This window comes from Mesorhizobium sp. GbtcB19 (assembly GCF_019091085.1).
Taxonomy (GTDB): domain Bacteria; phylum Pseudomonadota; class Alphaproteobacteria; order Rhizobiales; family Rhizobiaceae; genus Mesorhizobium.
Genome location: NZ_JAGXJY010000025.1, coordinates 49,310 through 72,405 on the forward strand (window position 1 = coordinate 49,310; position 23,096 = coordinate 72,405).

At 64.7% G+C, this 23,096-nt stretch carries 23 protein-coding genes; 7 read left to right on the forward strand and 16 right to left on the reverse strand.

Annotated features, from left to right (window positions below):
- Window positions 1–72: 72 nt before the first annotated feature.
- The 13 genes from KVT37_RS28300 to KVT37_RS28360 form a co-directional block, all read right to left on the reverse strand.
- The gene (locus KVT37_RS28300) at window positions 73–1,479 is read right to left on the reverse strand and encodes an FAD-binding oxidoreductase (RefSeq protein ID WP_217578313.1); all 1,407 of its coding nucleotides are present in this window, start codon (window positions 1,477–1,479) and stop codon (window positions 73–75) included.
- Window positions 1,480–1,533: 54 nt separating this feature from the next.
- Window positions 1,534–2,289 (reverse strand): amino acid ABC transporter ATP-binding protein, encoded by a 756-nt coding sequence (locus KVT37_RS28305; RefSeq protein WP_308642789.1) that lies wholly within the window; start codon window positions 2,287–2,289, stop codon window positions 1,534–1,536.
- A 10-nt stretch (window positions 2,290–2,299) separates the two neighbouring features.
- The gene (locus KVT37_RS28310; protein WP_217578315.1) at window positions 2,300–3,379 is read right to left on the reverse strand and encodes an amino acid ABC transporter permease; all 1,080 of its coding nucleotides are present in this window, start codon (window positions 3,377–3,379) and stop codon (window positions 2,300–2,302) included.
- Window positions 3,380–3,382: 3 nt separating this feature from the next.
- The gene (locus KVT37_RS28315) at window positions 3,383–4,546 is read right to left on the reverse strand and encodes an ABC transporter permease subunit (protein ID WP_217578316.1); all 1,164 of its coding nucleotides are present in this window, start codon (window positions 4,544–4,546) and stop codon (window positions 3,383–3,385) included.
- Window positions 4,547–4,644: 98 nt separating this feature from the next.
- Window positions 4,645–5,679: an amino acid ABC transporter substrate-binding protein gene (locus KVT37_RS28320; protein ID WP_217578317.1), complete on the reverse strand. Its 1,035-nt coding sequence runs from the start codon at window positions 5,677–5,679 to the stop codon at window positions 4,645–4,647.
- 89 nt (window positions 5,680–5,768) lie between these two features.
- The gene (locus tag KVT37_RS28325) at window positions 5,769–6,716 is read right to left on the reverse strand and encodes a LysR substrate-binding domain-containing protein (protein WP_217578318.1); all 948 of its coding nucleotides are present in this window, start codon (window positions 6,714–6,716) and stop codon (window positions 5,769–5,771) included.
- Window positions 6,717–6,798: 82 nt separating this feature from the next.
- Window positions 6,799–7,548 (reverse strand): SDR family NAD(P)-dependent oxidoreductase, encoded by a 750-nt coding sequence (locus tag KVT37_RS28330; protein WP_217578319.1) that lies wholly within the window; start codon window positions 7,546–7,548, stop codon window positions 6,799–6,801.
- A gap of 10 nt (window positions 7,549–7,558) precedes the next feature.
- A complete protein-coding gene (locus KVT37_RS28335) occupies window positions 7,559–8,269 on the reverse strand; it encodes an SDR family oxidoreductase (protein WP_217578320.1) in 711 nt (236 codons plus the stop codon).
- Window positions 8,270–8,541: 272 nt separating this feature from the next.
- Window positions 8,542–9,330 carry a FadR/GntR family transcriptional regulator gene (locus tag KVT37_RS28340; RefSeq protein ID WP_217578321.1) on the reverse strand — a complete coding sequence of 263 codons (789 nt, stop codon included), beginning with the start codon at window positions 9,328–9,330 and terminating at the stop codon, window positions 8,542–8,544.
- 77 nt (window positions 9,331–9,407) lie between these two features.
- A complete protein-coding gene (locus tag KVT37_RS28345; RefSeq protein WP_140696701.1) occupies window positions 9,408–9,755 on the reverse strand; it encodes a RidA family protein in 348 nt (115 codons plus the stop codon).
- 10 nt (window positions 9,756–9,765) lie between these two features.
- A complete protein-coding gene (locus tag KVT37_RS28350) occupies window positions 9,766–10,572 on the reverse strand; it encodes an SDR family NAD(P)-dependent oxidoreductase (protein WP_217578322.1) in 807 nt (268 codons plus the stop codon).
- A complete protein-coding gene (locus KVT37_RS28355; RefSeq protein ID WP_217578323.1) occupies window positions 10,565–11,377 on the reverse strand; it encodes a shikimate dehydrogenase in 813 nt (270 codons plus the stop codon). The genes KVT37_RS28350 and KVT37_RS28355 overlap by 8 nt, the downstream gene beginning before the upstream one ends.
- 3 nt (window positions 11,378–11,380) lie before the next feature.
- On the reverse strand, window positions 11,381–12,271 hold the full coding sequence (locus tag KVT37_RS28360) for a 2-hydroxy-3-oxopropionate reductase (protein WP_217578324.1): 891 nt from the start codon (window positions 12,269–12,271) through the stop codon (window positions 11,381–11,383).
- A gap of 108 nt (window positions 12,272–12,379) precedes the next feature.
- On the opposite strand from KVT37_RS28360, the gene KVT37_RS28365 reads away from it, so the two are divergent.
- Together KVT37_RS28365 and KVT37_RS28370 are read left to right on the forward strand one after the other, a co-directional pair.
- Window positions 12,380–13,144 carry an HpcH/HpaI aldolase/citrate lyase family protein gene (locus tag KVT37_RS28365; RefSeq protein WP_217578325.1) on the forward strand — a complete coding sequence of 255 codons (765 nt, stop codon included), beginning with the start codon at window positions 12,380–12,382 and terminating at the stop codon, window positions 13,142–13,144.
- Between the two features lie 14 nt (window positions 13,145–13,158).
- Entirely contained in the window at window positions 13,159–14,376 is a 1,218-nt protein-coding gene (locus tag KVT37_RS28370) for an FAD-binding oxidoreductase (protein ID WP_217578326.1), read from the forward strand.
- A gap of 57 nt (window positions 14,377–14,433) precedes the next feature.
- Here the strand turns inward: KVT37_RS28370 and KVT37_RS28375 are convergent, their stop codons facing one another.
- Window positions 14,434–15,393, reverse strand: a complete 960-nt coding sequence (locus KVT37_RS28375) for a dihydrodipicolinate synthase family protein (RefSeq protein ID WP_217578327.1) — start codon at window positions 15,391–15,393, stop codon at window positions 14,434–14,436.
- 94 nt (window positions 15,394–15,487) lie between these two features.
- On the opposite strand from KVT37_RS28375, the gene KVT37_RS28380 reads away from it, so the two are divergent.
- The 4 genes from KVT37_RS28380 to KVT37_RS28395 all read left to right on the forward strand — a co-directional run bounded on the left by KVT37_RS28380 (window position 15,488) and on the right by KVT37_RS28395 (window position 20,009).
- Window positions 15,488–16,528: a proline racemase family protein gene (locus KVT37_RS28380; protein ID WP_217578328.1), complete on the forward strand. Its 1,041-nt coding sequence runs from the start codon at window positions 15,488–15,490 to the stop codon at window positions 16,526–16,528.
- A 211-nt stretch (window positions 16,529–16,739) separates the two neighbouring features.
- Window positions 16,740–17,732 (forward strand): cell division protein FtsZ, encoded by a 993-nt coding sequence (gene ftsZ / locus KVT37_RS28385; protein WP_217578329.1) that lies wholly within the window; start codon window positions 16,740–16,742, stop codon window positions 17,730–17,732.
- 275 nt (window positions 17,733–18,007) lie between these two features.
- Window positions 18,008–19,069 (forward strand): maleylacetate reductase, encoded by a 1,062-nt coding sequence (locus KVT37_RS28390; RefSeq protein ID WP_217578330.1) that lies wholly within the window; start codon window positions 18,008–18,010, stop codon window positions 19,067–19,069.
- A 31-nt stretch (window positions 19,070–19,100) separates the two neighbouring features.
- Entirely contained in the window at window positions 19,101–20,009 is a 909-nt protein-coding gene (locus KVT37_RS28395; RefSeq protein ID WP_217578331.1) for an intradiol ring-cleavage dioxygenase, read from the forward strand.
- Window positions 20,010–20,094: 85 nt separating this feature from the next.
- Here KVT37_RS28395 and KVT37_RS28400 read toward each other — a convergent pair whose 3' ends face one another.
- Both KVT37_RS28400 and KVT37_RS28405 read right to left on the reverse strand, forming a co-directional pair.
- Window positions 20,095–21,591, reverse strand: a complete 1,497-nt coding sequence (locus KVT37_RS28400) for an aldehyde dehydrogenase family protein (protein WP_217578332.1) — start codon at window positions 21,589–21,591, stop codon at window positions 20,095–20,097.
- Between the two features lie 255 nt (window positions 21,592–21,846).
- Complete coding sequence (locus tag KVT37_RS28405) at window positions 21,847–22,395, reverse strand: carboxymuconolactone decarboxylase family protein (RefSeq protein ID WP_217578333.1); 549 nt, start codon at window positions 22,393–22,395, stop codon at window positions 21,847–21,849.
- Between the two features lie 150 nt (window positions 22,396–22,545).
- On the opposite strand from KVT37_RS28405, the gene KVT37_RS28410 reads away from it, so the two are divergent.
- Window positions 22,546–23,096, forward strand: a 551-nt coding sequence (locus KVT37_RS28410) for a DJ-1/PfpI family protein (protein ID WP_217578334.1), incomplete at its 3' end; no start/stop codon positions are given.

Consider the following 23,096-nt stretch of genomic DNA (forward strand, 5'->3'; position numbering starts at 1 on the left):
CTTCGGAACTATACCTGCACCGCGGCGAACCGGCGCGAAATCAAGAAATGCGATGCATACGAAAGTTTTTCTTTACAGCGGCGAGCGCACCAGGACGCCAGGGTTCATGGTGCCCTTCGGGTCGAATGCATCCTTCAGCCGCGCCATGAGTTCCCGCTCCACCGGGCCCCTGTTGCGATCGGCCATGGCGATCTTGGCACGGCCCAGACCATGCTCGGCCGCGAAGCTGCCGCCCATGTCGGTGGCTAAAGCGGCCAGCGCCTCGGCGAATGCTCCGGCCTTGCCGTCGAAATCGGCGCGGCCTTCCGGCGGCGACAGATTGTAGTGGATGTTGCCGTCGCCGAGATGGCCGAACGGATTGATCCGCGTGCCGGGCAGAATGTCGTGGCAGATCCTGGCGCCGGCTTCGATGAAGCGCGCGATCGCGCCCGGCGGCACCGAGATGTCGTGCTTGAGTTGCTCGCCTTCCAGCCGCTGGCCCTCCGGCTGTTCCTCGCGCAGGCGCCAGAACTGCGCCCGCTGCGCGCCGGAATTGGCCAGCGCGCCATCCACGACCAGACCTTGCTCCATGCCCCATTCCAGCGCCGAAGCGAGAATCTCGTCGAGGGGAACGCGTGTCGAGCCCGACGCCATCTCGACGAGCAGATAGACATCGCCCCGCGTCTCCAGTTGATAGGCGAGGTCGGGCAGATGCTTGAGCGCCAGGGTCAGGCCGACATCGGAGAAGAATTCGAGCCCGGCGAGAAACTCTCCGGCCTCGCCGCGCAAGAAGGCGCCAAACGAAACGGCGGCGGCGAAGTCGGACATGACGAGCAGCGCGCTCGCCTGCTGCTTCGGCGTGGGATAGAGCCTGAGCACCGCGCGCGTCACGATGCCGAGCGTGCCTTCCGAACCGCAGAACAGCTTGCGCAGCTGATAGCCGGCATTGTCCTTCTGCACCGCGCGAAGACCGTCCCACACCGTGCCGTCCGGCATCACGACTTCGAGGCCGAGCACAAGGTCCTGCATCATACCGAAGCGAAATGCGTGGCTGCCACCGGCATTGGTGCCGATCAGGCCGCCGATCCTGGCGCTGCCTTCAGCGCCGAGATGCATCGGGAACATCAGCCCATGCGGCTCCAGCGCTTCGTGCAGGGAGGCCAGCACGACGCCTGCTTCGACAAGGATCGATCCGCTGTCGAGGTCTGGTTTGCCGATTGCCGTCATGCGCGACAGCGCGACGATCACCGCGCTCGCCTGGTCGGCGACGGCGCCGCCGCACAGGCCGGTGTTGCCGCCTTGCGGGACAATTGCCACTCCTGCCTGCCGGCAGGCCTTGACGACCGCGGCCACCTCCGCGGTGTTGGCCGGGCGGGCGACGCCCAGAGGCTGGACGCCGTAACGGTTGAGCCAATCGCGTTGGAAAGGTTGAGTGTCATCGCCCGAAAGCCAGCCTTTCGGTCCGAGTATCTCTCGCAGGGCGGCTGCGGGGTCGGTCATTGAAGTACCTATTGGTGTGCTATGTGCGGACCGTTGCATCTCTGCGGACGCCGTTCAATGACCCAGCACCTGCGACAGAAACTGACGGGTGCGCTCGTTCCGGGAGGACGTGAAGAACGCCTCTGGCGGCGCCTCTTCGACGATCTCGCCGCCATCCATGAAGATGACCCGGTCGGCAACGCGGCGGGCGAAGCCCATCTCATGGGTGACGCAGATCATCGTCATGCCCTCGGAGGCGAGCGTCACCATGACGTCCAGGACCTCGGCGATCATTTCCGGATCGAGCGCCGAGGTCGGCTCGTCGAACAGCATGATCTGCGGCTGCATGCAGAGCGCACGCGCGATCGCGACACGCTGCTGCTGGCCGCCGGAGAGCTGACCGGGAAATTTCATCGCTTGCTCGGGAATGCGCACCTTCTCCAGAAAGCGCCGGGCCGTCGTCTCGGCTTCGGCGCGTGGCCGCTTGCGCACGATCATCGGCGCGATCATGCAATTCTCCAGCACCGTCATGTGCGGAAACAGGTTGAAGTGCTGGAACACCATGCCGACCTCGCGCCTGATCCCGTCGATGTTGCCGACATCGTCGTTGAGCTCGGTGCCCAGCACGGTGATGCGGCCGCCATCATGCTGTTCGAGCCGGTTGACGCAGCGGATCAAGGTGGATTTGCCCGAGCCGGACGGTCCGCAAATGACGATCCTCTCACCGCGCTCGACGGAGAGGTTTATCGTCCGCAGCGCGTGGAACGAGCCGTAATATTTGTCGAGGCCTTCGATGCGGACGGCCGGGCCGGATGGGAGCGTCGAATTCACGCGTGCCTCCCTAGCGTTCGCCGACCGCCATGCGCCGCTCGAGGTAAGCGCCGTAGCGGGACAGGCTGAAGACGAAGACGAAATAGATGAAGGCGATGAAGGCGTAGACCTCGACATAGGCAAAGCGCCATTCGCCGGTGCCGTAGGCGGCGTTGCCGGAGGCGAGGATCTCGAAGAAGCCGACAATCACCACCAGCGAGGTCTCCTTGAAGGAGATGACGAACTGGTTGATGGTCGCCGGCAGCGCGTTGCGCATCGCCTGCGGCAGAACGATGCGGCCGATGCGCTGCCAGTAGCTCATGCCGAGCGCCATGGCGGCCTCTTCCTGTCCTGCCGGGACGCCCTGCATGCCGCCCCTGACGATCTCCGCCTGATAGGCGGAGAAGAACAGGGCGGAGCCCAGGATCACCCGGTAGAGCTTGTCGCCCTGAAGCCATTGCGGCAGCGCAAAAGGCAGCACCACGGCGAAGGTGAAGAGGATCGAGATCAGCGGCAGCGAGCGGACGCCATCGATGATGAGACCGGTGGTGCGCGATATCCAGGGCAGGTCCGAGCGGCGCAGTAGCGCCAGGCAGATCGCCAGCGGGAAGCCGATCAGGCAGGTGGTGACGAAGATGAAGAGGGTGAGCGCCAGTCCGCCCCAGGCTTCCTCGCCGACATAGGGCAAGCCGAGCACGCCGCCTTTCATCAGCACGTAATAGAGGCCCGTGCCGGTGCCCCAGACGAGCGCGATGCGGCGTCCGGTCCAGAAGGCCGGCATGCAGCTCAGCACGGTCATGACCACCACGGCCACGCAGGCGAGCGCGGAGCGCCATTGTTCCTCGAAGGGATAGAGGCCGAAGAGGATGATGCGCCACCGCGCGGCGATCACCGACCAGCAGGCGCCGGCCGCTGCCTGGCAGGCCTCGGGGCCGCCGCTCACCGTGAACACGGCCGAAAAGACCGCCCAGTTGAGCAGCTTCCAGACGATGAAAGCCATGATCGCCAGGGATATCAACGACAGCAGCGCCTGAAGCGGCGTTGCGAAGAAGCGGCGCTTCAGGTCTTCGAGCCGACCCGGGGCAGGGGGAGCGACAACGACCATCTCCATCTTTCACCCCCTCAGTTGATTGCCCTTGAGGGCAATGGCTTTGTTGATGCGATTGAACACGGCGGCGAGGCTGAGATTGATGGCTAGGAAGCCTCCCATCAGGATGCCGATCGCTTCCAGCGTCTGGCCGGAATGGTTGATGGTCAGCGCCACGATCATGAAGAAGTCGGTGAAGCCGACGGCAATGCCCATGGTCGTTGCCTTCATCAGCCAGACATACTGGTTGGCGAGGATCGGCAGCATGGCGCGCAGCGCCAGCGGCAGCCTGACCAGCGTGAAGACGCGCCAGGGGCTTAAGCCCACCGACTGGGCCGCTTCCATCTGGCCTTTGCCGACCGCCTTGAAGCCGCCGCGCACGATCTCGGCGATGTAGGAGCCGCCATAGATGGCAATGGCGATAGCCAGCGCGGAGAACTCCGGCGGAATGCGCAGGCCGCCCTGCAGGTTGAGGCCTTGCAAGGCGGGGAAGTCGAGCATCGGCACGTCCGGCAGACGACCGAGCGCCAGGATGACGGCAGCGGTGGCCAGCGCCGTCGCCGCCGAGGCCAGTTGAATGCCGAGCCGCTCGCCGAATGGTTGGCTTAGGCGCGAGGTCCGACCCAGCCAGAGCGGAAGCGCGATTGCCGCGATCACGGCAAGTATCGCCGCCGCGAAGGCGATGCCCCCGACATTGGGGATCGGCACGTAGAGGCCGCGGCTGGTCAGCAGCATGCCGAAGGCCTCATGCGCGGCGCGCGGCGTCGGCAGGTGCGTGATCAAAGCGTACCAGAAGAAGACCTGGAGGATCAGCGGGATGTTGCGGAAGATGTCGACATAGGTGCGGCCGAGCAGCCGCGCCAGTTCGTTGGCCGAGGTCCGCGCCAGGCCGACGATCGTGCCGACGATCGTTGCCAGGATCAGCCCGGTGCCGCCGAGGAACAGCGTGTTGACGATGCCGATGAGGAAGAACCACCAGTAAGGATCGTTGGCGGTGGCGGGCAGGAGCGAGAAGTTCACATCCCAGCCCGTCGACTTGTAGAGGAAGTCGAAGCCGGAGGTGATACCTTGCTCGGCGAGGTTGCGCCTGGCGATCATCACGCAGGCAAGGATCATCGCGGCAAGTGAGCCGACGTAAAGGACCTGCAACAGCGCGTTGCGGACCTTCTGATTTCTCAGCAGGCTGACCATCAGCATCTTTCCCGAATTGGCGCCGGCTCCGCCAGACAGGCTGCCTGGCGGAGCTCAAAGCGGATGCGTTGCGAACGGATCAGTCGATCACCAGGGGATCAATCGATCACAAGCGGGAACAGGACGCCGCCATTGTTCCAGAGGTTGGTCAGCTCGCGATCCATCTTGTAGGGCGAGTCCTTGCCGAGATCGCGCTCGAAGATCTCGCCGTAATTGCCGACCTTCTTGATCACGTTGTAGGCCCAGTCGTCGGAAAGCCCGAGACCCTTACCCATGCCAGGGGTAACGCCGAGGAATTTCGCCACCTGCGGCGAGGTCGGCTTGGCCTTGATCTCGTCGACATTCTTGGAGGTGATGCCTTCCTGCTCGGCGAAGATCAGGGTGCTCAGCGTCCAGTTGGCGATGTCGACCCAGTTGTCGTCGCCCTGGCGCATGATCATCACTTCGGGCTCGACCGCGAGCACGTCGGGCAGGATCACATGGTCCTCGACCTTGCTCTTGGCGATGCGGGCGATGGCCAGTGTCGGACCCCACTGCGCATAGAGATCGCAGCGGCCGGAGAAATAGGCCTGCTCGAGCTCTTCGGTCTTCTCGATCAGCACCGGCTCGAGCTTGATGCCGAGCTTCTGGGCATAGGCTGCGACCTGCTGTTCCTGCGAGGTGCCGGCGGGAATGCAGATCGTGCCGCCATTGGCATCCTTGAGCGACTTCAGGTTGAGCTCCTTGTGCGCCATCACCTTGGTCGTGCCGAGATAGTAGGAAGTGGAGAATTGCAGGCCGAGCTCGGTGTCGCGGCTGAGCGTGCCGCCCGAGGCCTTGATGATGATGTCGACGTCGCCCGACTGCAGCGAGGGCCAGCGCTGCGCCCAGCTGATCGGCACGATCTTCAGCTTCGCCGGATCGCCGAAGACGGCGGTCGCCACCGCCTTGCAGAGGTCGATGTCCATGCCCTTCCAGTTGCCCTTGTCGTCCACCTCGGCAAAGCCGAGATAGGAGCCGTCATGGCCGGTGCAGTTGAGCACGCCGCGCGCCTTCACGGTCTCCAGCGTCTTGCCGCCGGCGGCTTGCGCCGGCGCCGCCAGATGAACGAGGCCCAGGGCCATGGCAGCGGCCCCCCATTTGATCATTTTCATGTTGGTTGTCTCCACTGTTGAGGTTGTTCCGTTTCTTGTTGTTGGAGCCCCGCAAGATGTCTTTCGGGACCCGGTCTCGAAGCCGCTTCTCAGTCGGAAAGCGGGGTCGGTTTCGGCAAGGAGATCTTGAGGTCGCTGCGCCAATCCTCCTGGGCCAGCCATCGATGCAGGGCAGCCACGGCCTTCACGCGCAGATGTCCGCGCGGGACGACGAGATAGAAACCGGGGACTTCCTCCGGCCGCATATCGGCGATGGCGTCGCGGCCGATCGGCGCGACCAGCGCGCCGGAGCGGAAATCCTCCTCGGCGTCGATGACGGAAACCAGGCCGACGCCGATGCCTTGCAGGGTCGCCCGGCGCATGGTCGCCGCGTCATCGAAGCTGATGCTGCGGTCGCCATCCGTCAGCTCGACGCCAAGGTGGCGCAATATGTCCGGCCACAGGCGCTTCGACTTGACCGTATCGAGCAGCGTGAACTTCTTTAGATCATGCGCCGACTTGATCTTTTCGCCGATCGCCGGGGTGCAGCAGATGATCTTCGGGTCCGGCACCAGCAGCGTGACCTCATAGTCCGGCCAGTTGCCGTAGCCCCACTGGACAGTCATATCGATGTCGTCGCGCCCGAAGTCGGGCAGGTCGACCATGGTGGTCAGGCGCAGATCGGCGCCCGGCAGCATCTCGCGGAACAGCGAAAGCCTGGGCAGCAGATAGTGCGTGGCGAAGTAGGGGCTGGCATTGAGATTGATGCGGTCGCGGTAGTTCGACTTGGTGACGCGCCGGACGCCCTCGGAGAATTCGTCGAAGCCAGCCTTGATATAGTGCGAGAGCAGGATGGCGGATTCGGTCAGCTCGATCGAACGGCCCTTGCGTTCGAACAGCGTGACCTGGAGCGTGTCTTCCAGGAGCTTGATCTGCTGGCCGACCGCTTGCGGCGTGACCAGCAGTTCGTCGGCGGCCTGGCGAAAGCTCTTGTGCTGCACGACCGCATGGAAGACGCGCAGCGCGTTGAGCGAAGGGAGGCGAAGCTTGCCGGTCATGGTGAATTGCGCCTCCTTTCGTTCGAGACTCCATCGATCATGCACTGCCGTATTTCAGCAGCCATCGGCTGCTGAAATAGATTCAGGCGTAGATGTAACCGCCTGAAACGATGACGTTTTCGCCAGTCATGTAGGTGTTTTTCGGCCCGCCGGTCATCAGCACCCATTCGGCGATTTCCGTCGGCTCGGCGCCGCGGCCGAGCGGGCTTGCCTTGGCCAGTTCCTCGAGGAAGCCGAGCGCCTTGGCCTTCTCCGTGGCCATGCCGGCGGGCGCGACGGAGTTCACCAGGATGCCGTCCTTGGCGACGTAATGGGCAAAGGATCGCGTCAGGCTGACCACGGCGGCCTTGGTCGCCGCGTAGTGCGCGTTCTGCGGATGCGCCTTGAAGGCGTCGACGGATGTCAGGTTGACGATGCGGCCGCGCACCTGGGCTTTCGGCTCTTGCGTCTGCATGTGGCGAACCGCGGCCACCATCATGTGGTAGGTACCCTTGATGTTGATGCCGTTGGACGCGTCCCAATCGGCGTCGGTGATTTCGAGCAGCGGACGGCGCGGATAGATAGCAGCGCAATTGATCAGCGTGTCGACGCGCCCGAGCCTGGCCACGATGGCGTCGAAGGCGGCATGGCACTGCGGGCCAACCTGGATGTCGCAAGTCGCGGCGGCGACCGGCAGGCCCTCGGCCTTTGCCGGATCGAGCGCGGCCTCCGCGGCCTCCTGGTTGATGTCGATGATGCCGATCCTTGCCGCCCCGGCCTCCACGGCCATGCGGGCGAGAAGGGCGCCGAGGCCGGCGCCGCCGCCAACGATCAGAACGGAAAGGTCTTTCATCCTGTTTTCCTTACTTGGTGCCGCTCGGCGAAGTCGGCCAGGTCGGCATGATGTCGAAACGGGTAACGTCGGCCCATGCCGGGAGCGCGAGCACGCCGACGACCATCCTGGCCACGTCGTCCGGCTGCACCACCTTGCTGGCGTACATGGCTTCGCGGGCCTTGGTGTCGAGAATGTTTTGATAGAGCTGCGTCTCGACACGGCCGGCGACGATCTCGGTGACGCGTATGCCGGACGGGGAGAGGTCGGCGCGCAGCGCGCCGGCAAAGCCGGAGATCGCAGCCTTGGTGGCCGCATAGACGGCAATGTTGGAGAACGCCGCGTGGCCCGCGACCGAGCCGGTGAACAGGATGTGCCCCGACTGCCGCTCGCGCATCTGCGGCACGACGAGACGGGTGAGTAGGATCGCGGCGCTGAGGTTCACCTCCAGCGTGGTGTCGATGTCGGCGATCTTCATGTCGGCGAAATTGCCGAGCGGCGGCATGATACCGGCATTGTTGATCAGCACATCGATGGTGAGATCGGCCAGCACCGATTCCAGCGCCTCGCGGTCGGTGACGTCGACGGCGATCGGCACGATGCCCGGGCGTTCGGCCTGCAGTTCTTTCAGCGCCGCCTGGCTGCGGCCGACCGCATAGACATCATAGCCGGCGTCGCTCAGCGCGATCGCCATGGCGCGCCCTATGCCGCTCGTCGCACCTGTGATGAAGGCTGTGGTCACTTGGGGCTTCCCCGATTGCTTGATGCTCAGTTTGCGGCCTGGGCCGATGCCGCGAAACCAAGAAAAGCAGCAAAAAGGAAAGATAAACTTTCGAAATGCGTTTTCGACGCTTGAAACGTTCTGCTCTGCCTGAGCGATCTCAAAGGCCGCAAACCAAAGAAAAATGGTGCTTTCAGCAAGCAGAAGAGGGATTTAGCCGGCCGGCGGAACAAAAACATGGCTTTCGCAACCGCGAGATCGGTTGTCTTCGGTCCGGGTGTTAGGATCGAGGCCTATCCGCCTGTCGAAAGCGGCCTTTTCATCCCGGTGAAGAGCGAGGCCGCGGCGGCCTTTTGCTCGGTGTCCGTGGCCTCGACGCCGGAGGCTCTGGCCAAGGCGCGCACGCGTCCCAGGCTGTTGTGCAGATGCTTGCGCATGGCCTGGCGTGCCTTGGTTCCGTCTTGCCTTTCGATGGCGTCGACGATGGCTTTGTGCTCGCTGTGGATGCGCGCGTAATAGCTGTCCTTGAGCGCAGCCTCGACCACATAGCCGAGCTGGAAACGCGGCACGATCATCGGGCCGAGATAGGCGAGGAAGCCGTGGATGAATTCGTTGCGCGCCGCCTTGGCGATGGCGAGGTGAAAGTCGTAGTCGTAGTGAATCTGGACCGCGGCAGGATCGGCGTGCTGGGCGTCGATGTCGTCCATCATCGCCCGGATGTTGCTTGCCTCGTCGTCGCTGCGGCGTTCCGCGCAGAGGCCGGCGGATTCCACTTCGACGCTCAACCTCAGTTCGAGCAAGGCGATGGTTTCCGGCAAGGTGCGCAGCGCCTCGTCGGGAATCGAGAAATTGCGCGGGGCCGGTGTTTCGCTGACGAACATGCCGCGCCCCTGCTGCGGCACCACCATGCCCTCCGAGCGCAGCCGCGCCACCGCCTCGCGCACGACGGTGCGGCTGACGTCGTATTCGGCGCAAAGCTCCGCCTCGGTCGGCAGTTGCGCGCCAGGCTGCAACTGTCCGGAGCGGATCTTTTCGGCCAGGCTCTCCGCCACGACGGTGGAAAGCGGCTTGCGCTTCGTCATTTACGTCCTTTCGTTCAAGTCCAGATTCGGGCCGTTCAAGTTCAGATTCGCGATGATGCCCGAACCGGCAAGACCATTCAAACCGCCGCGGTGACGATGAGTTCGACCAGCATGCCGGGCTTGGCCATCCGTCCCTCGCCGGAGGAGCGCGCCGGTGCGTGCTCCTTCGGCATCCAGGCGTCCCAGACCGTGTTGACCTCGTCGAAGTCGCGCACGTCGTCCAGCCACATCTGGACGTGAAGGATGCGCGTCTTGTCGGTGCCGGCCTTGGCGAGCAGCGCGTCGATCTTGCCAAGCACCTCGCGCATCTGGTCGGCGGCGGACTGGCCAGGTCTCGCCACCTGACCAGTGAGGTAGAGCGTGCCGTTGTGGATGACGCCGTGATGGATGCGGGTGTCGAAGTCGAAGCGCTGGATATCGCTCACGGAGTGCCTCTCAGATTGCCGGCGTTTGCCGGATGGGGTTGCCTTGCAAATATTGCGCGTGGGGCGCCTGAACGAGCCAGCCGGCATCGACCGGAAGCGTGACGCCGGTGATCGAGGCAGCGCGGTCGGAGCAGAGGAACAGCGCCGCCTCGGCGACATCGCGCGGTTCGACGAAGCGGCGCAGCGCCGTCGTGGCCTGGATTGCTTCCGGGTTGCGTTCGCCCTTGGCGATCTTCGCCTTCAGCCCGTCCGACAACGTGTAGCCGGGCGCCACGGCATTGACGCGAACCCCATGCGGGCCGAGTTCGGCGGCCAGCATCTGGGTGAGCGCCAGGACGGCATGCTTTCCAGGCGTATAGGCCGGCAGCGACAGCGGCGCGAAGGAGGCGAGCGAGCCGACATTGAGGATCGCGCCGCGCCCGGCAGCCGACATCAGCCGGCCGAACACCTGGCAGCCAAGCAGCGTGCCGCGATAGTTGATGCGCCACATCCGCTCGTCTTCGGCGAGATCCTGGTCGAGCACGTGCTTGCCACTCTGCAGGATGCCAGCGCAATTGACCACGACGTGCGGCGTACCGAAGGCGTCTACGACTTCCGTCGCCAGGGCCTCGACAGAGGAGGGGTCAGCGACATCGGTCTGCACGAAGAGCGCGTGCGGCGCGCCGGCGCTCTCGCAGGCGCTGGCTGCTTCCTTGCCTCGGGCGGCGTCGCGACCGGCGACGACCACCTGATAGCCATCCTGCGCGAAGCGCTCGGCCATTGCGCGGCCGATACCGGACGTGCCGCCGATGACGACGGCGGTCTTTGCCTCAGCCATTGCGGCGGTCCTTCCGCTCGATGTCGAAGAACGCGGCCATGGCCTCGACCTGGAAATCCATCATCGGGCGCCCGGGCTGGATGCGGCAGCCGATCGCTTTCGCCGCCTTGAGCAGCGCCGTCTCGGCCGGCTCCATGATGATGTCGACCACCGTCATATCCGGCGTCAGCTTGCTCACATCCATCGGCAGCGGGTCGCCGGCTTTGAGGCCGGACGGTGTGGCGTTGATCGCCATATCCATGCCGGTCGGATCGGCTTCACCGACCTCGATGCGGCAATTGGGGAACGACTTGTTGACCAGCACAGCGAGTTTTTGCGCGCGGTCCCTGTCGACATCGGTCAGGCGGATCTCGGCGGCGCCTTCCTCGGCCAGGCAATAGGTGAGCGAGGAGCCCGCGCCGCCGGCGCCGACCTGGAGGATGCGCTTGCCGGCAATCCGGTGCCCGCCGGCCTTCAGTCCGTCGATGAAGCCGACGCCGTCGAAATTGTCGGCGTACCAACTGCCGTCCGCCTGCCGGCGCACGGAGTTGGCGCTCTGCACGCGCGAAGCGCGATCGTGAGCCGCCGCGCATTTGTGATAGACCGGGACCTTGTAGGGTACCGAGATGATCACGCCGCGGATGTTTTCGGCCGCGGTGATGCCGGCCCAGAAGGTGTCGAAATCTTCCGGACGGCAGCTCAGCGGCACCATCAGGCTGTCGAGGCCCTTCTGCTCGAAGATCTCGTTGAAGATTCCGGGGCTCTTCGCATGACCCACGGGATGGGCCAGCATGACGAAGATGTCGGCCTTGCCGGTTCCGCGCATCGGTTATTCCTTTCCGTTTGACAGTTCGTGATCGCTCAGGATTTCCAGCGCCCGCACGAGCGACGAATGGTCGGCTTCCGCGCCGCCCGCCCGGGCCGAACAGGCATTCATCAGCTGCTGCGCCGTCGCGGTGCCCGGCAAGGCAACGCCGAGCGCGCGGGCGCTTTCCAGCGCAAGATTGAGGTCCTTCTGGTGCAGCCGGATGCGAAAACCGGGCGCGAAGCTGCGGGCGATCATGCGCTCGCCATGCACGTCGAGCACGCGCGACGAGGCAAAGCCGCCCATCAGGGCGCCGCGCACCTTTGCCGGGTCGCAGCCGGCCTTGCTGGCAAAGACCAGCGCCTCGGCGACCGCCTCGATGTTGAGCGCCACGATGATCTGGTTGGCAATCTTGCAAGTCTGGCCGGCGCCATTCTTTTCGCCGATCAGGGTGATGTTCTTGCCGAGCTTCTCGAAGATCGGCAGCGCCCGCTCGAACTCGGAGGCCGGACCGCCGGCCATGATGGTGAGGCTTGCCGCCTTGGCGCCGACCTCGCCGCCGGAAACCGGCGCGTCGAGATAGCCGGCTCCGGCCTCCCTGAATTTCGCCGCGAATCCGACGGTGGCGATCGGGCTGATCGAGCTCATGTCGATGACCAGCTTGCCAACCGAAATTCCTTTAAGCACGCCGTTTGGTCCGAGCAGGACGCGCTCGACGTCGGGTGTGTCGGGCAGCATGGTGATGACGATCTCGCAGAGCCGCGCCACTTCGGCCGGGGAGGCGACGACCGATGCTTTCAGATCTTTCGGAAGAGGCGAACGGTTCAGGACCGTGACGATCTCATGCCCGGCATCGGCGAGATGTAGCGCCATCGGCGAGCCCATGACACCAAGCCCGATGAAGCCGATTTTCATGCGCAACTCCCATTTGGGGTTCGAGCCGACTTGCAGCCCAAGTGAGCCATATGATATAGGACATCATACAAATTTCAATGCACCTTTTCCACTGGAGATCGATCGCAAATGCAGGAGCGCGTCAATTCGCTGAAGGCGGCTGTACAGGCCAGCCGGGCTCACATCGGCATTTGGTGCTCATTGGCCTCGGCGCTCACCACGGAGATCGTGGCAGGCTCGGGAGCGGGCTGGCTGCTGATCGACAGCGAGCACAGCCCGAATGACCTGCGCAGCATCATGGCGCAGCTGCAGGTCGCGGCGGCGTTTCCCTGCGAGGCGGTCGTGCGGCTGCCTTCGGACGATCCCAATTCGATGAAGCAGGCGCTGGATGTCGGCGCCCGCAGCCTGATGATCCCCAATGTGCGGACGGCGGAGCAGGCACGCGCGATCGTCGCCGCGATGACCTATGCTCCGGGCGGCTTCCGCGGCTTCTCGGTCGGTCACCGCGCCAACGCCTTCGGCCGCATCGCCGGCTATCATGCGAAAGCGCGCGAGCAGCAGCTGCTTGCGGTCCAGATCGAGGACGAGACAGGCGTCGCCAATGCCGCCGCGATCGCGGCGGTCGACGGCGTCGACGTTCTGTTCGTCGGGCCGGGCGACCTGTCCACGAATATGGGCGCGATGGGCAATCCCGGCGCCACACATGTGCAGGACGCGATCTCGTCCGTGCGCGAGGCCGCGGCTTCGGCCGGCAAGGCGAGCGGCATCCTGGCGCCCGTCAAAGCCGACGCGGACCGCTATCTCGCCGACGGTCTCACCATGGTGGCGGTCGGATCGGACCTCGGCCTGCTGGCGCGGGGCTCGGACGCCCTGGTCGCCTCGTTCAACCGGTAGAGCGGAGCACAGACGTGGCGATCCCTCCCTACAAAGCTCCTTCGCGCAACGCCTATGACATCGTCATTGTCGGCGGCGCCGTCGTCGGTTCGTCGACGGCCTACTGGCTGAGCCAGGCGCTGGGCAGCGGCGCCTCGATCCTCGTTGTCGAGCGCGACTCGAGCTACCAATTCTCCTCGACGGCGCTTTCCACCAGCGCGATCCGCCAGCAATATTCCAATCCGATCAATGTGAAGATCAGCCAGTTCGGCATCGAGATCATCCGCGGTTTTCAGGAGCGGATGGCGCCGTTCTACCCGAATGAGACGGCGCCAGATCTCGGCTTCAAGGAACATGGATATCTCTATTGCTGTTCCCCCGAAGGCGTGGAGACGGCGCGCGAACGCGTCGAGCTGCAGCGCAGCCTTGGCGCGCACACCGTCTTCCTCGAACCGGGCGCCTTGAAGGAACGTTTTCCGTGGTTGAATGTCGATGACCTCGGCGGCGGCTCGTGGGGCGCCCGCGAGGAGGGCTGGTTCGATTCCATGGGCATGCTGAACGGCTTTCGCCGTGCTGCCCGTGCCAGTGGCGTCGAATATATCGACAATGCGGTGACGGCGCTGGACGTCGTTGACGGGAAGGTGGTCTCCGTCCGCCTCGCGACAGGCGAAACGGTTTCTTGTGGAACGCTGGTCAACGCCGCCGGTCCGCGAGCGCAGCAGGTCGCCGCGATGGCCGGGCTGTCGATTCCGGTCGCGCCCTACAAGCGTTACAGCTTCGTTTTCGCCAGCGCCAATCCGATCCCGGGCCGCATGCCCAATGTCATCGATCTTTCCGGTACATTCGTGCGTCCGGAAGGCGAGCTTTTCCTCACCGGCAACACGCCGCAGGGCGACGGACCTGCCGACTATGACGATTTCGAGATGCATTTCGAGGAGTTCGACGACTACATCTGGCCGGCGCTCTGGCATCGCATTCCGGCCTTCGACGCGCTGAAGGTCCAGACGAGCTGGACCGGCCATTACGAATACAACATGCTCGACCACAACGGCATCGTCGGCTTTCACCCGCAAGTGAAGAACTTCATGTTCGCCAACGGTTTTTCAGGCCACGGCCTGCAGCAGTCGCCGGCGGTCGGCCGCGCGGTGTCGGAGTTGATCGTCCACGGCGCCTTCCAGACGCTCGACCTGTCGCCCTTCTGCTACGAACGTGTGCCGCGCAACGAGCCGTTCCTCGAAGAAGCGGTCATCTAGGGTAGAGGCCGCCAATCGCCAGGTTTCGACCTGGTTGGCGGCCTCAAGCCCCTGAGCTCAGGCCGCGTATCTCGCCATTACGGGCTGCCTCGACCACTGGGCGTACCAGGTATCGAAGAGCTTGAGCTGCTGCTCGGCATAGCCGCGCTGGCTGTCGGTGAGGGCATCGGTCTCGTTGAAGTGCAGTTTGTATTCCGGGTTACCTTTCAGAACCATCATGTGCTTGAAATAGAGCACAAGGTCGGGCCCTTCGTCGAAGGAGGACAGCACGGCGAACGCGGCATCCAGCTCCAGCGCCAGCCGGCGCGCTTCGGCGTCGCCCTTCGCCGCCGCCTGGCTGAGCCCAACCAGATGCAGCACTTCCTTCGGCAGCACGTTGCCGATGCCGGTGATGGCGCCCGACGCCCCGCAATTGACGAAACCGTGGAAGACGGCGGTATCGACGCCGATCATCAGCGCGACCTCATCGTCGCGGCTGGTGATGTTTTCCGCCGCGTAGCGCAGATCCGACGGACCGCCGAACTCCTTGAAGCCGACCAGGTTCGGATGTTCGGCGCGCAGCGCGAAGAACAGGTCGGCGCGCGTGGCGAAGCCGTAATAGGGGCTGTTGTAGATAACGGCCGGCAGGTCGGGGGCGGCCGCGAGAATCGCCTTGAAATGATGGCGCTGCGCCGTGACCGAGGGTCCGCGCGACAGAACGCGCGGGATCACCATCAGGCCGCGTGCGCCGACCTTCTGGGCATGCGCGGCATGGGCCACGGCGCTGGCGGTGTTGACGGCGCCGGTTCCGACGATCACCGGAACGCCGGCCTTCACCAGCCGCTCGACGCCTTCCATGCGCTGCGCGTCGGTCAGCAATGGCCAGTCGCCCATCGAACCGCAATAGACGACGGCCGACATGCCGGCGGCGATCAGTTCCTTACCCTTGCGCACCAGCGCGTCGAAGTCGGGAAGCCGGTCATTGGTGCAAGGCGTCATCAGCGCCGGCATGCAGCCGGAAAAAACATTGGCGGTCATTTCGGATTCTCCTTGAGGCTGGCACGCAGATTGGCCAGTTTGTCGCGCAAAGAACCGATTGCCAAGCGGATAGTCGCGGCCACAGGGAGTAACCATGCGTACCAAGTCCAGCATTCGCGTCGTCGGCTGTCACGCCGAGGGCGAGGTCGGTGACGTCATCGTCGGCGGCGTGCTGCCGCCGGCAGGCCGCACGATGATGGAAAAGATGATCACGATGGAACGCGATCACGACCATATCAGGCGCATGCTGATCTGCGAGCCGCGCGGCAGCGTGGCCCGGCACGTCAATCTGCTGGTGCCGTCGACGCGCGAGGATTGCGCCGCGGGCGCGATCATCATGGAGCCGACGGAATACCCGCCGATGTCCGGCTCCAACACCATCTGCGTCGCCACCGTGCTGCTCGAGACCGGCATGGTGCCGATGCAGGAGCCCGAGACGCGCTTCAAGCTCGACATGCCGGGCGGCGTCATCGAGGTCAGTGCCGAATGCCGCGACGGCAAATGCCTGTCGATCACGCTGCGCAACGCACCTGCCTTCGCCGAACGGCTCGATGCCAATATCGAGGTGGAAGGGCTCGGCACGCTGAAGGTCGATATCGCCTATGGCGGCATGTTCTATGCGATCGTCGACGCCAAGGCGCTCGGCTTCTCGGTCACGCCCGACGAAGCCCGCGACCTGGCGGTGGCCGGCGAGAAGGTCCGCCGCGCCGCGCGCGAGCAGCTCGATGTCGTGCATCCTGAGTTCGACAATGTGCGCGGTGTCTCGATCGTGCAGTTCGCCATGCCGTTCCAGGGGCCGGGCAACGTCACACGCAACACCTGCATCGTCTCGCCCGGGCGCTCGGATCGCAGTCCGACGGGAACCGGCACCTCGGCCCGCATGGCCGTGCTGCAGGCGCGCGGTTTGATGAAGGCCGGCGAGGTGCTGATCCATGAATCGATCATCGGCTCGCGCTTCACCGGCAAGATACTCGAACTCACCGAGATCGCCGGACACAAGGCGATCGTGCCGCAGATCACCGGCCGCGCCTGGATCACGGGCGAGCACAACTATTATCTCGATCCGACGGATCCGTATCCGCAAGGCTACGTGCTGTCGGACACCTGGGGCACCTCGACCTCGGTAACGCAGTAGTACTTCCTGCAACGCGGTCGCCTCGGACCATTCAGGCGCTTTCTGTTCAAAGGCGCAGGGCATCGCTCTTGCACATGCTCGGCGGACCTTGCAGGGAGGCGTCCGCTCTGATTCCCTGCGCTTGGTGGGGATCACCTGATTCGTGTGCTCGTTGCTCCGGTTTCGCATGGTCGCGGCGGGGCAGCAGGCGCTTTCGTAGAAAGATGAAAAAATGACCGCCAAGCCGGAAATCCTGGAGATGAGACCCAAGATCACCGTTGTCGGGGTCGGCGGCGCCGGCGGAAACGCCGTCAACAACATGATCGCCGAAGGCTTGCAGGGCGTCGAATTCGTCGTCGCCAATACCGACGCCCAGGCGCTTACCATGTCGAAGTCGTCGCGGCTGATCCAGCTGGGCGCGCATGTCACCGAGGGGCTGGGCGCCGGATCCTTGCCCCAGGTCGGAAGTGCCGCCGCCGAGGAATCTCTCGACGAGATCATGGATCATCTGGCGGGAACCCATATGTGCTTCATCACCGCCGGCATGGGCGGCGGCACTGGGACGGGCGCAGCACCCGTGATCGCGCGCGCCGCCCGCGATGCCGGCATTTTGACGGTGGCCGTCGTCACCAAGCCTTTCGTCTTTGAAGGCAAGCGCAGGACCCAGGCGGCCGAGGAAGGCATAGAGCGACTTCGCGAGAGCGCCGACACCGTGATCGTCATCCCGAACCAGAACCTGTTCAGGGTGGCCGACGCCAGGACCACATTCGCCGACGCCTTCGCCATGGCGGACCGTGTTCTCTACGCCGGTGTCGGCTGCATCACGGATCTCATCGTCAAGGAAGGGCTGATCAATCTCGATTTCGCCGACGTGAAATCGGTGATGCGCGACATGGGCCCGGCGATGATGGGTACCGGCGAGGCTTCCGGAGAGGGACGTGCAAGGATGGCGGCGGAGGCAGCGATCGCCAACCCGCTCCTCGACGAGGCCTCCATGACCGGCGCCAGGGGGCTGCTGGTGTCGATCAGCGGGGGCATGGACATGACGCTGTTCGAGGTCGATGAAGCCGCGACACGGATAAGGGAAGAAGTCGACGCCGATGCCGACATCATCGTCGGCGCCATCTTCGACCAGTCATTGGCAGGAAAGTTTCGTGTGTCGGTCGTCGCGACGGGACTGCGCAAGAGCGCGAGCGTGATGCAGTTCGAGCAGAGGATCGCCTGACGCCATCGCGATCTTCGACCGCGCCGATGGCGCGGCGCTATCGGCTGACGTCAGCTTCCGACGTCGATTAGATCCGGCCTGTCAGATATCGGCGGCTAGAGCAATTCCAGGAAAAGTGTGAGCGGTTTTCCGCCCGGAATTGCGACAAAACAAAGGGATAGGGCGGTTCGCCGTTTCCGTGAAACGGTGAAATGCTCTAGCGCACTTACGCGCGCGCCTCTTCGTCGCTAATTTTATGCCACGGCAGACAGTCGCGGCTGACGGGAGAGGCTCACATGAAAAGCTTCGTCTATAACGCCCAGCCGGCACGCGTCGTCTTCGGATCGGGCACGATTGCAAGGCTCCCGGAGGAGATCAACCGTCTGGGGCTGAAACGCGTGCTCGTGCTTGCAACACCGCCGCAGGAGGCCAATGCCAGACGCCACGCCGAGTTCCTCGGCGGCAGGGCGGCCGGCATCTATGCCAAGGCGACGATGCATACGCCGGTGTCCGTGACCGAGGACGCGCTGCGGATCGTGGCGGAGCTTGAGGCCGACGGGTTGGTCGCGGTCGGCGGCGGCTCCACGACAGGTCTCGCCAAGGCGATCGCATTGCGCACCGACCTGCCGCAGATCGTGATGCCGACGACCTATGCCGGCTCGGAAATGACGCCGATCCTTGGCGAGACCAAGGACGGCGTGAAAGTCACCCAGTCGAGCCCGAGGGTGCTGCCGGAAGTGGTCATCTACGACGTCGATCTGACGATGACGCTTCCTGCTTCCTTATCGGGCACAAGCGGCATGAACGCCATCGCCCACGCCGTCGAGGCGCTCTATGCGAGGGAAAGCAACCCGGTGATAAACTTGATGGCGGCCGAAGCCATCGGCGCGCTGGTGGGGGCGTTGCCGGTGATCGCGCAGAGCCCGCATGACCGCGATGCGCGCTCCAAGGCGCTCTACGGCGCCTGGCTCTGCGGCATCTGCCTCGGCTCGGTCGGCATGGCGCTGCACCACAAGCTTTGCCACACGCTCGGCGGCAGTTTCGATCTGCCGCATGCCGAGACCCATGCGATCGTGCTACCGCATGCGCTGGCCTATAACGCGCCTGCCGTTCCAGCCGCCATGGAAACCCTGCGGGCCGTGCTGAAGACGGACGACCCGGCTCAGGCTCTCTACGATCTCGCCGGCCGGATCGGCGCTAGGCGCGCCCTGTCTGAGATAGGCATGCCGCCCGACGGGATCGACATCGCGACGGACCGCGCGCTGGCCAATCCCTACTGGAACCCGCGGGCGCTGGAGCGGGAACCGATCCGGGCCCTTATCGCCCGCGCCTATGCCGGCGAACCGCCGCGCACTTGAGAACCCGTACGTCGCTGGAGGAGTTGTCGCCATGACAGGCACCGCGGACGCCGCCCGACCGAAATATCCCTATTTCGAGGAAGAGACGTCGGTCGACGTGGTCAACGCGCGCATGGGACCGGATGTCGACCCGCGCCTGCGGGAGGTCTTGGGCGTGCTGGTGAAACATCTGCATGCCGCCATCAAGGAGATCGAGCCGACGCATGAGGAGTGGCTGCAAGGCATCAAGTTCCTCACCGATGTCGGCAAGATGTGCTCCGACTGGCGGCAGGAATTCATCCTGCTTTCCGATACGCTCGGCGTTTCGATGCTCGTCGACGCCATCAATCACCGGCGTCCGAACGGCGCCACGGAAAACACTATCCTCGGGCCCTTCTATGTGCCCGAGGCCCCGCGCTACGCGCATGGCGCGAACATCTGCCTCGACGGCAAGGGCGAGCCGATGGTGGTGCGCGGACGTGTGCTCGACACGGAAGGCAAACCGATCGCCGGCGCGCTGATCGAAGTTTGGCAAACCAATGACGACGGCTTCTACGATGTCCAGCAGAAGGACGTGCAGCCGGACTGGAACCTGCGCGGGGTCTTCACCACGGACGGGAAGGGCGAATACTGGTATCGTTCGGTCAAGCCGCGCTACTATCCGATCCCAAACGACGGCCCGGTCGGAAAGATGCTCGCCGCGCTCGGGCGTCATCCGAACCGCGCGGCTCATGTCCACTTCATCGTCAGCGCGCCGGGCTACGATCCCGTCATCACCCACATCTTCGCACCCGATTGCCGCTATCTTGCCGAGGACGCCGTGTTCGGCGTGAAGGATTCGCTGATCGCCGATTTCACCAAGGTCACCGATCGGGAAAAGGCGCGCGAGTTCGGCTTCGACGCTCCGTTCTGGTCCGTCGACTGGGATTTCGTCCTGGCTCCCAAGACCACTGCAGCTTGAACCATCGTAGTTTCGTCCAAATTGGACGGAGCGTGAACGCTGGAAGCGCAGAACGTCGCGATTCACAGGGCCGGCTCGCCTGATTTCAGTCGGTCTGGATCCAGACCGCCTTCGTCTCCAGATATTCGTGCAGGTGCTCGACGCCGCCTTCGCGGCCGTAGCCCGACATCTTCATGCCGCCGAACGGCACGGCCGGGTCGATGGCATGGTACATGTTGACCCAGACTGAGCCGGCCTTGACGCGGCGCGCCAGCTTGTGCGCCGTGCCGAGATTGGTGGTGAAGATGCCGGCCGCCAGGCCGTAGGGCGTGGCGTTGGCGCGCGCGACGGCCTCATCCAGCGTGTCGAAGGGCATGGCGGAGATGACCGGGCCGAAGATTTCCTCCCGCGCGATCGTCATTTTGTCCGAGACAGCGCCGAAGACGGTCGGCGCGATGAAGTTGCCGCCGTCATAGAGCTCGCCCGTCAGCCGCGAGCCGCCGGCGACCAGCCTGGCGCCTTCGTCGCTGCCGGCCTTGATATAGCCTTCGACCTTGCCGGCCTGCCTTGCATTGATCAGCGGCCCGATTTCCGTTTCCGCCTCGATGCCATGGCCGATGCGCAGCTTGCCGGCGAACTCGGCGACCCGGCGCACGAACTCGTCATGGATCTCGCGCGCCACGAACAGCCGCGAGCCGGCGATGCAGATCTGGCCCGAATGCACGAACACCGCCATCGCCGCGACCGGCACGGCCTTGTCGATATCGGCGTCGCGGCAGACGATGATCGGCGACTTGCCGCCGAGCTCCAGCGAAACGCGCTTGAGATTGGTCACGCCGGCGCGGGCGATCGCCTGGCCGGTCAGCGTCGAGCCGGTGAAGACGATCTTGTTGACGTCCGGATGCTCGGCCAGCCGGGCGCCGGCCTCGGCGCCGGTCCCGGTGACGATGTTGACGACGCCGTCGGGCACGCCGGCTTCCTGCATCAGCTTCGCGATTAAAAGCGGCGTCAATGACGCATCCTCCGACGGCTTCAGCACGATGGTACAGCCGGTGGCGAGAGCCGGCGCGATCTTCCAGATCGAGGCGGCGGTCGGCGCGTTCCAGGGAATGATCGCGCCGACGACGCCGACCGGCTCGCGCCGGGTGAAGGTGACGATCTCGCCGGGGATCGAATTGTCGATTGCCTCGCCATGCAACGCGGTCGCCATGCCGCCATAGAAGCGCAGCATGCCGATGACACGACGGCGGTTGGCGAGCGTGCGCGTGATCGGCAGCCCCATGTCGAGAGTGTCGGAGACGCTGAGCTCTTCCCAATGCGTCTCGAACAGGTCGGCGATCCTGAGCAACACGCATTGCCGCTCGTAGGGTGAGAATTTCGACCAGGGGCCTTCGAACGCGGCCCGCGCGGCGGCCACCGCCGCGTCGATATCGGCGGCTTCGCCGCGCGGCACCGTGGCCAACACCTCGCCCGTCGCCGGGTTCAGCGCCTGCATCACCTCGCCGGACTGCGCCGCGACCCACTTTCCGCCGATGAACATCGGCCGGAACTCGCCATGGTAGAGCGTCGTGGCCTTCGCCCTCGGGTCGAAGTTCAGCGTCATCGTCTCCTCCTCACGAATTCCGAGCCGACTATTACTCCCGGTGCGGGCGACCTCAAACAAGGAAAGCTAAAAGGGCGTTCAGATAATCGGACTATCGGGCGAGTGCCGGACATTTTGCTCGACCAGATTGCAACCGGCCTCAAGCTTCCGTCGGGGCCGCCTTCCGTGGAATTGGCCCGGACCTGGTTGCTCCAGCCGTCGCGGGCTGACCGGGTGCCAGCGGGAAACCCCGCAGGCCACCTGCCGGCGGATGTCTCAACCTTGCCAGGCATGCGCCTGGAAGGGAGCTTCCAGCGGAGGTTTCGTAATGCTGCCGGTGTAGTTGGTGATCGTGGACGCGGCGACCGCGGCGATCACTTCCAGCAATTGGTCCTTGCCGAATCCAGCGTCGAGGAAGCGATCGACGTCCCCGTCGCTCAGCCGGCCGCGTTTTTCGATCATCGCCTTCGCCAGACCCGACAGCGCGGCGGCCTTTGCCTCCGCCGGCGGACGGCCGGCGCGAATGGCCTCGACATCCGCTGGGTCGATGCCTTCCTTGAGCGCCAGGGCCGTATGAAAGGCGACCGCCCATGTGCAAGCGTTGGTCACGGCGTCGGTGAGCAGAATGACCTGGACCTGCGCCTCGGTGAAGCTGCCGCCATGCACGTTTCCGAATAGGGCGACGAGGCTGTTGATCAGGGCCGGCGAGGTCGAAATGGCCCCGGCAATGTTGGGAATCATGCCGAAAGCCGACTGCAATTGGCGCAGAGCCGGCTTCGAGCCTTCAGGGGCGGTTTCGATGGTGTGAACGGGAAATCTTATCATGGGGAGCATGCCTCTTGCTTTGATGTCGCATCGGAGTTGTGGCGACTTATCTAGGGAGGGGGCCATTGGCGGGAGCGCCAATAAACCCTCGGTTCTCGCCAAGCGGCTGCGATGGACAAAGCGGCCTCGGCAGGGCAAAGTCTGGCGGAAATGAAAAGATCCCTTCATTCCTCGCCAAGCCCGATCCGGGTCATCGAGGTGCTCACCTTCCCGGCGGTACAGCTGCTCGATGTGACCGGCCCGGTTCAGGTGTTCGCCTCCGCCAACGATTTCGTGGCCAGCGCCGGCGGCGCTGCGCCATACCGGCTCAAGCTGGTGACGCAAGGCGATCAGGGCGTCATGTCCTCGGCGGGCGTGGCGCTGGCGGCGGCACCGCTCGCCAAGAGCCGGGGTGCGCTGGATACGCTGCTGGTCGCCGGAGGGCAGGGCGTGGAGGCGGCCGCAGCGGACCCGGCGCTGGTCGACTGGCTGCGGCGGCGGGCAACGCGGGCGCGCCGCGTCGCCTCCGTCTGCACCGGCGCCTTCCTGCTTGCCGCCGCGGGCTTGTTGGACGGGCGCCGCGCGGTGACCCATTGGAAGGACTGCGCCAGGCTGGCGGCGCGCTTTCCCGCCGGGCGCGTCGGGCCCGTTCCGATCTCCATACGAGGCGGTCCGGTCGGGCCCTCGGCCGGGGTGACGTCCGGCACCGCCCTTGCGCTGGC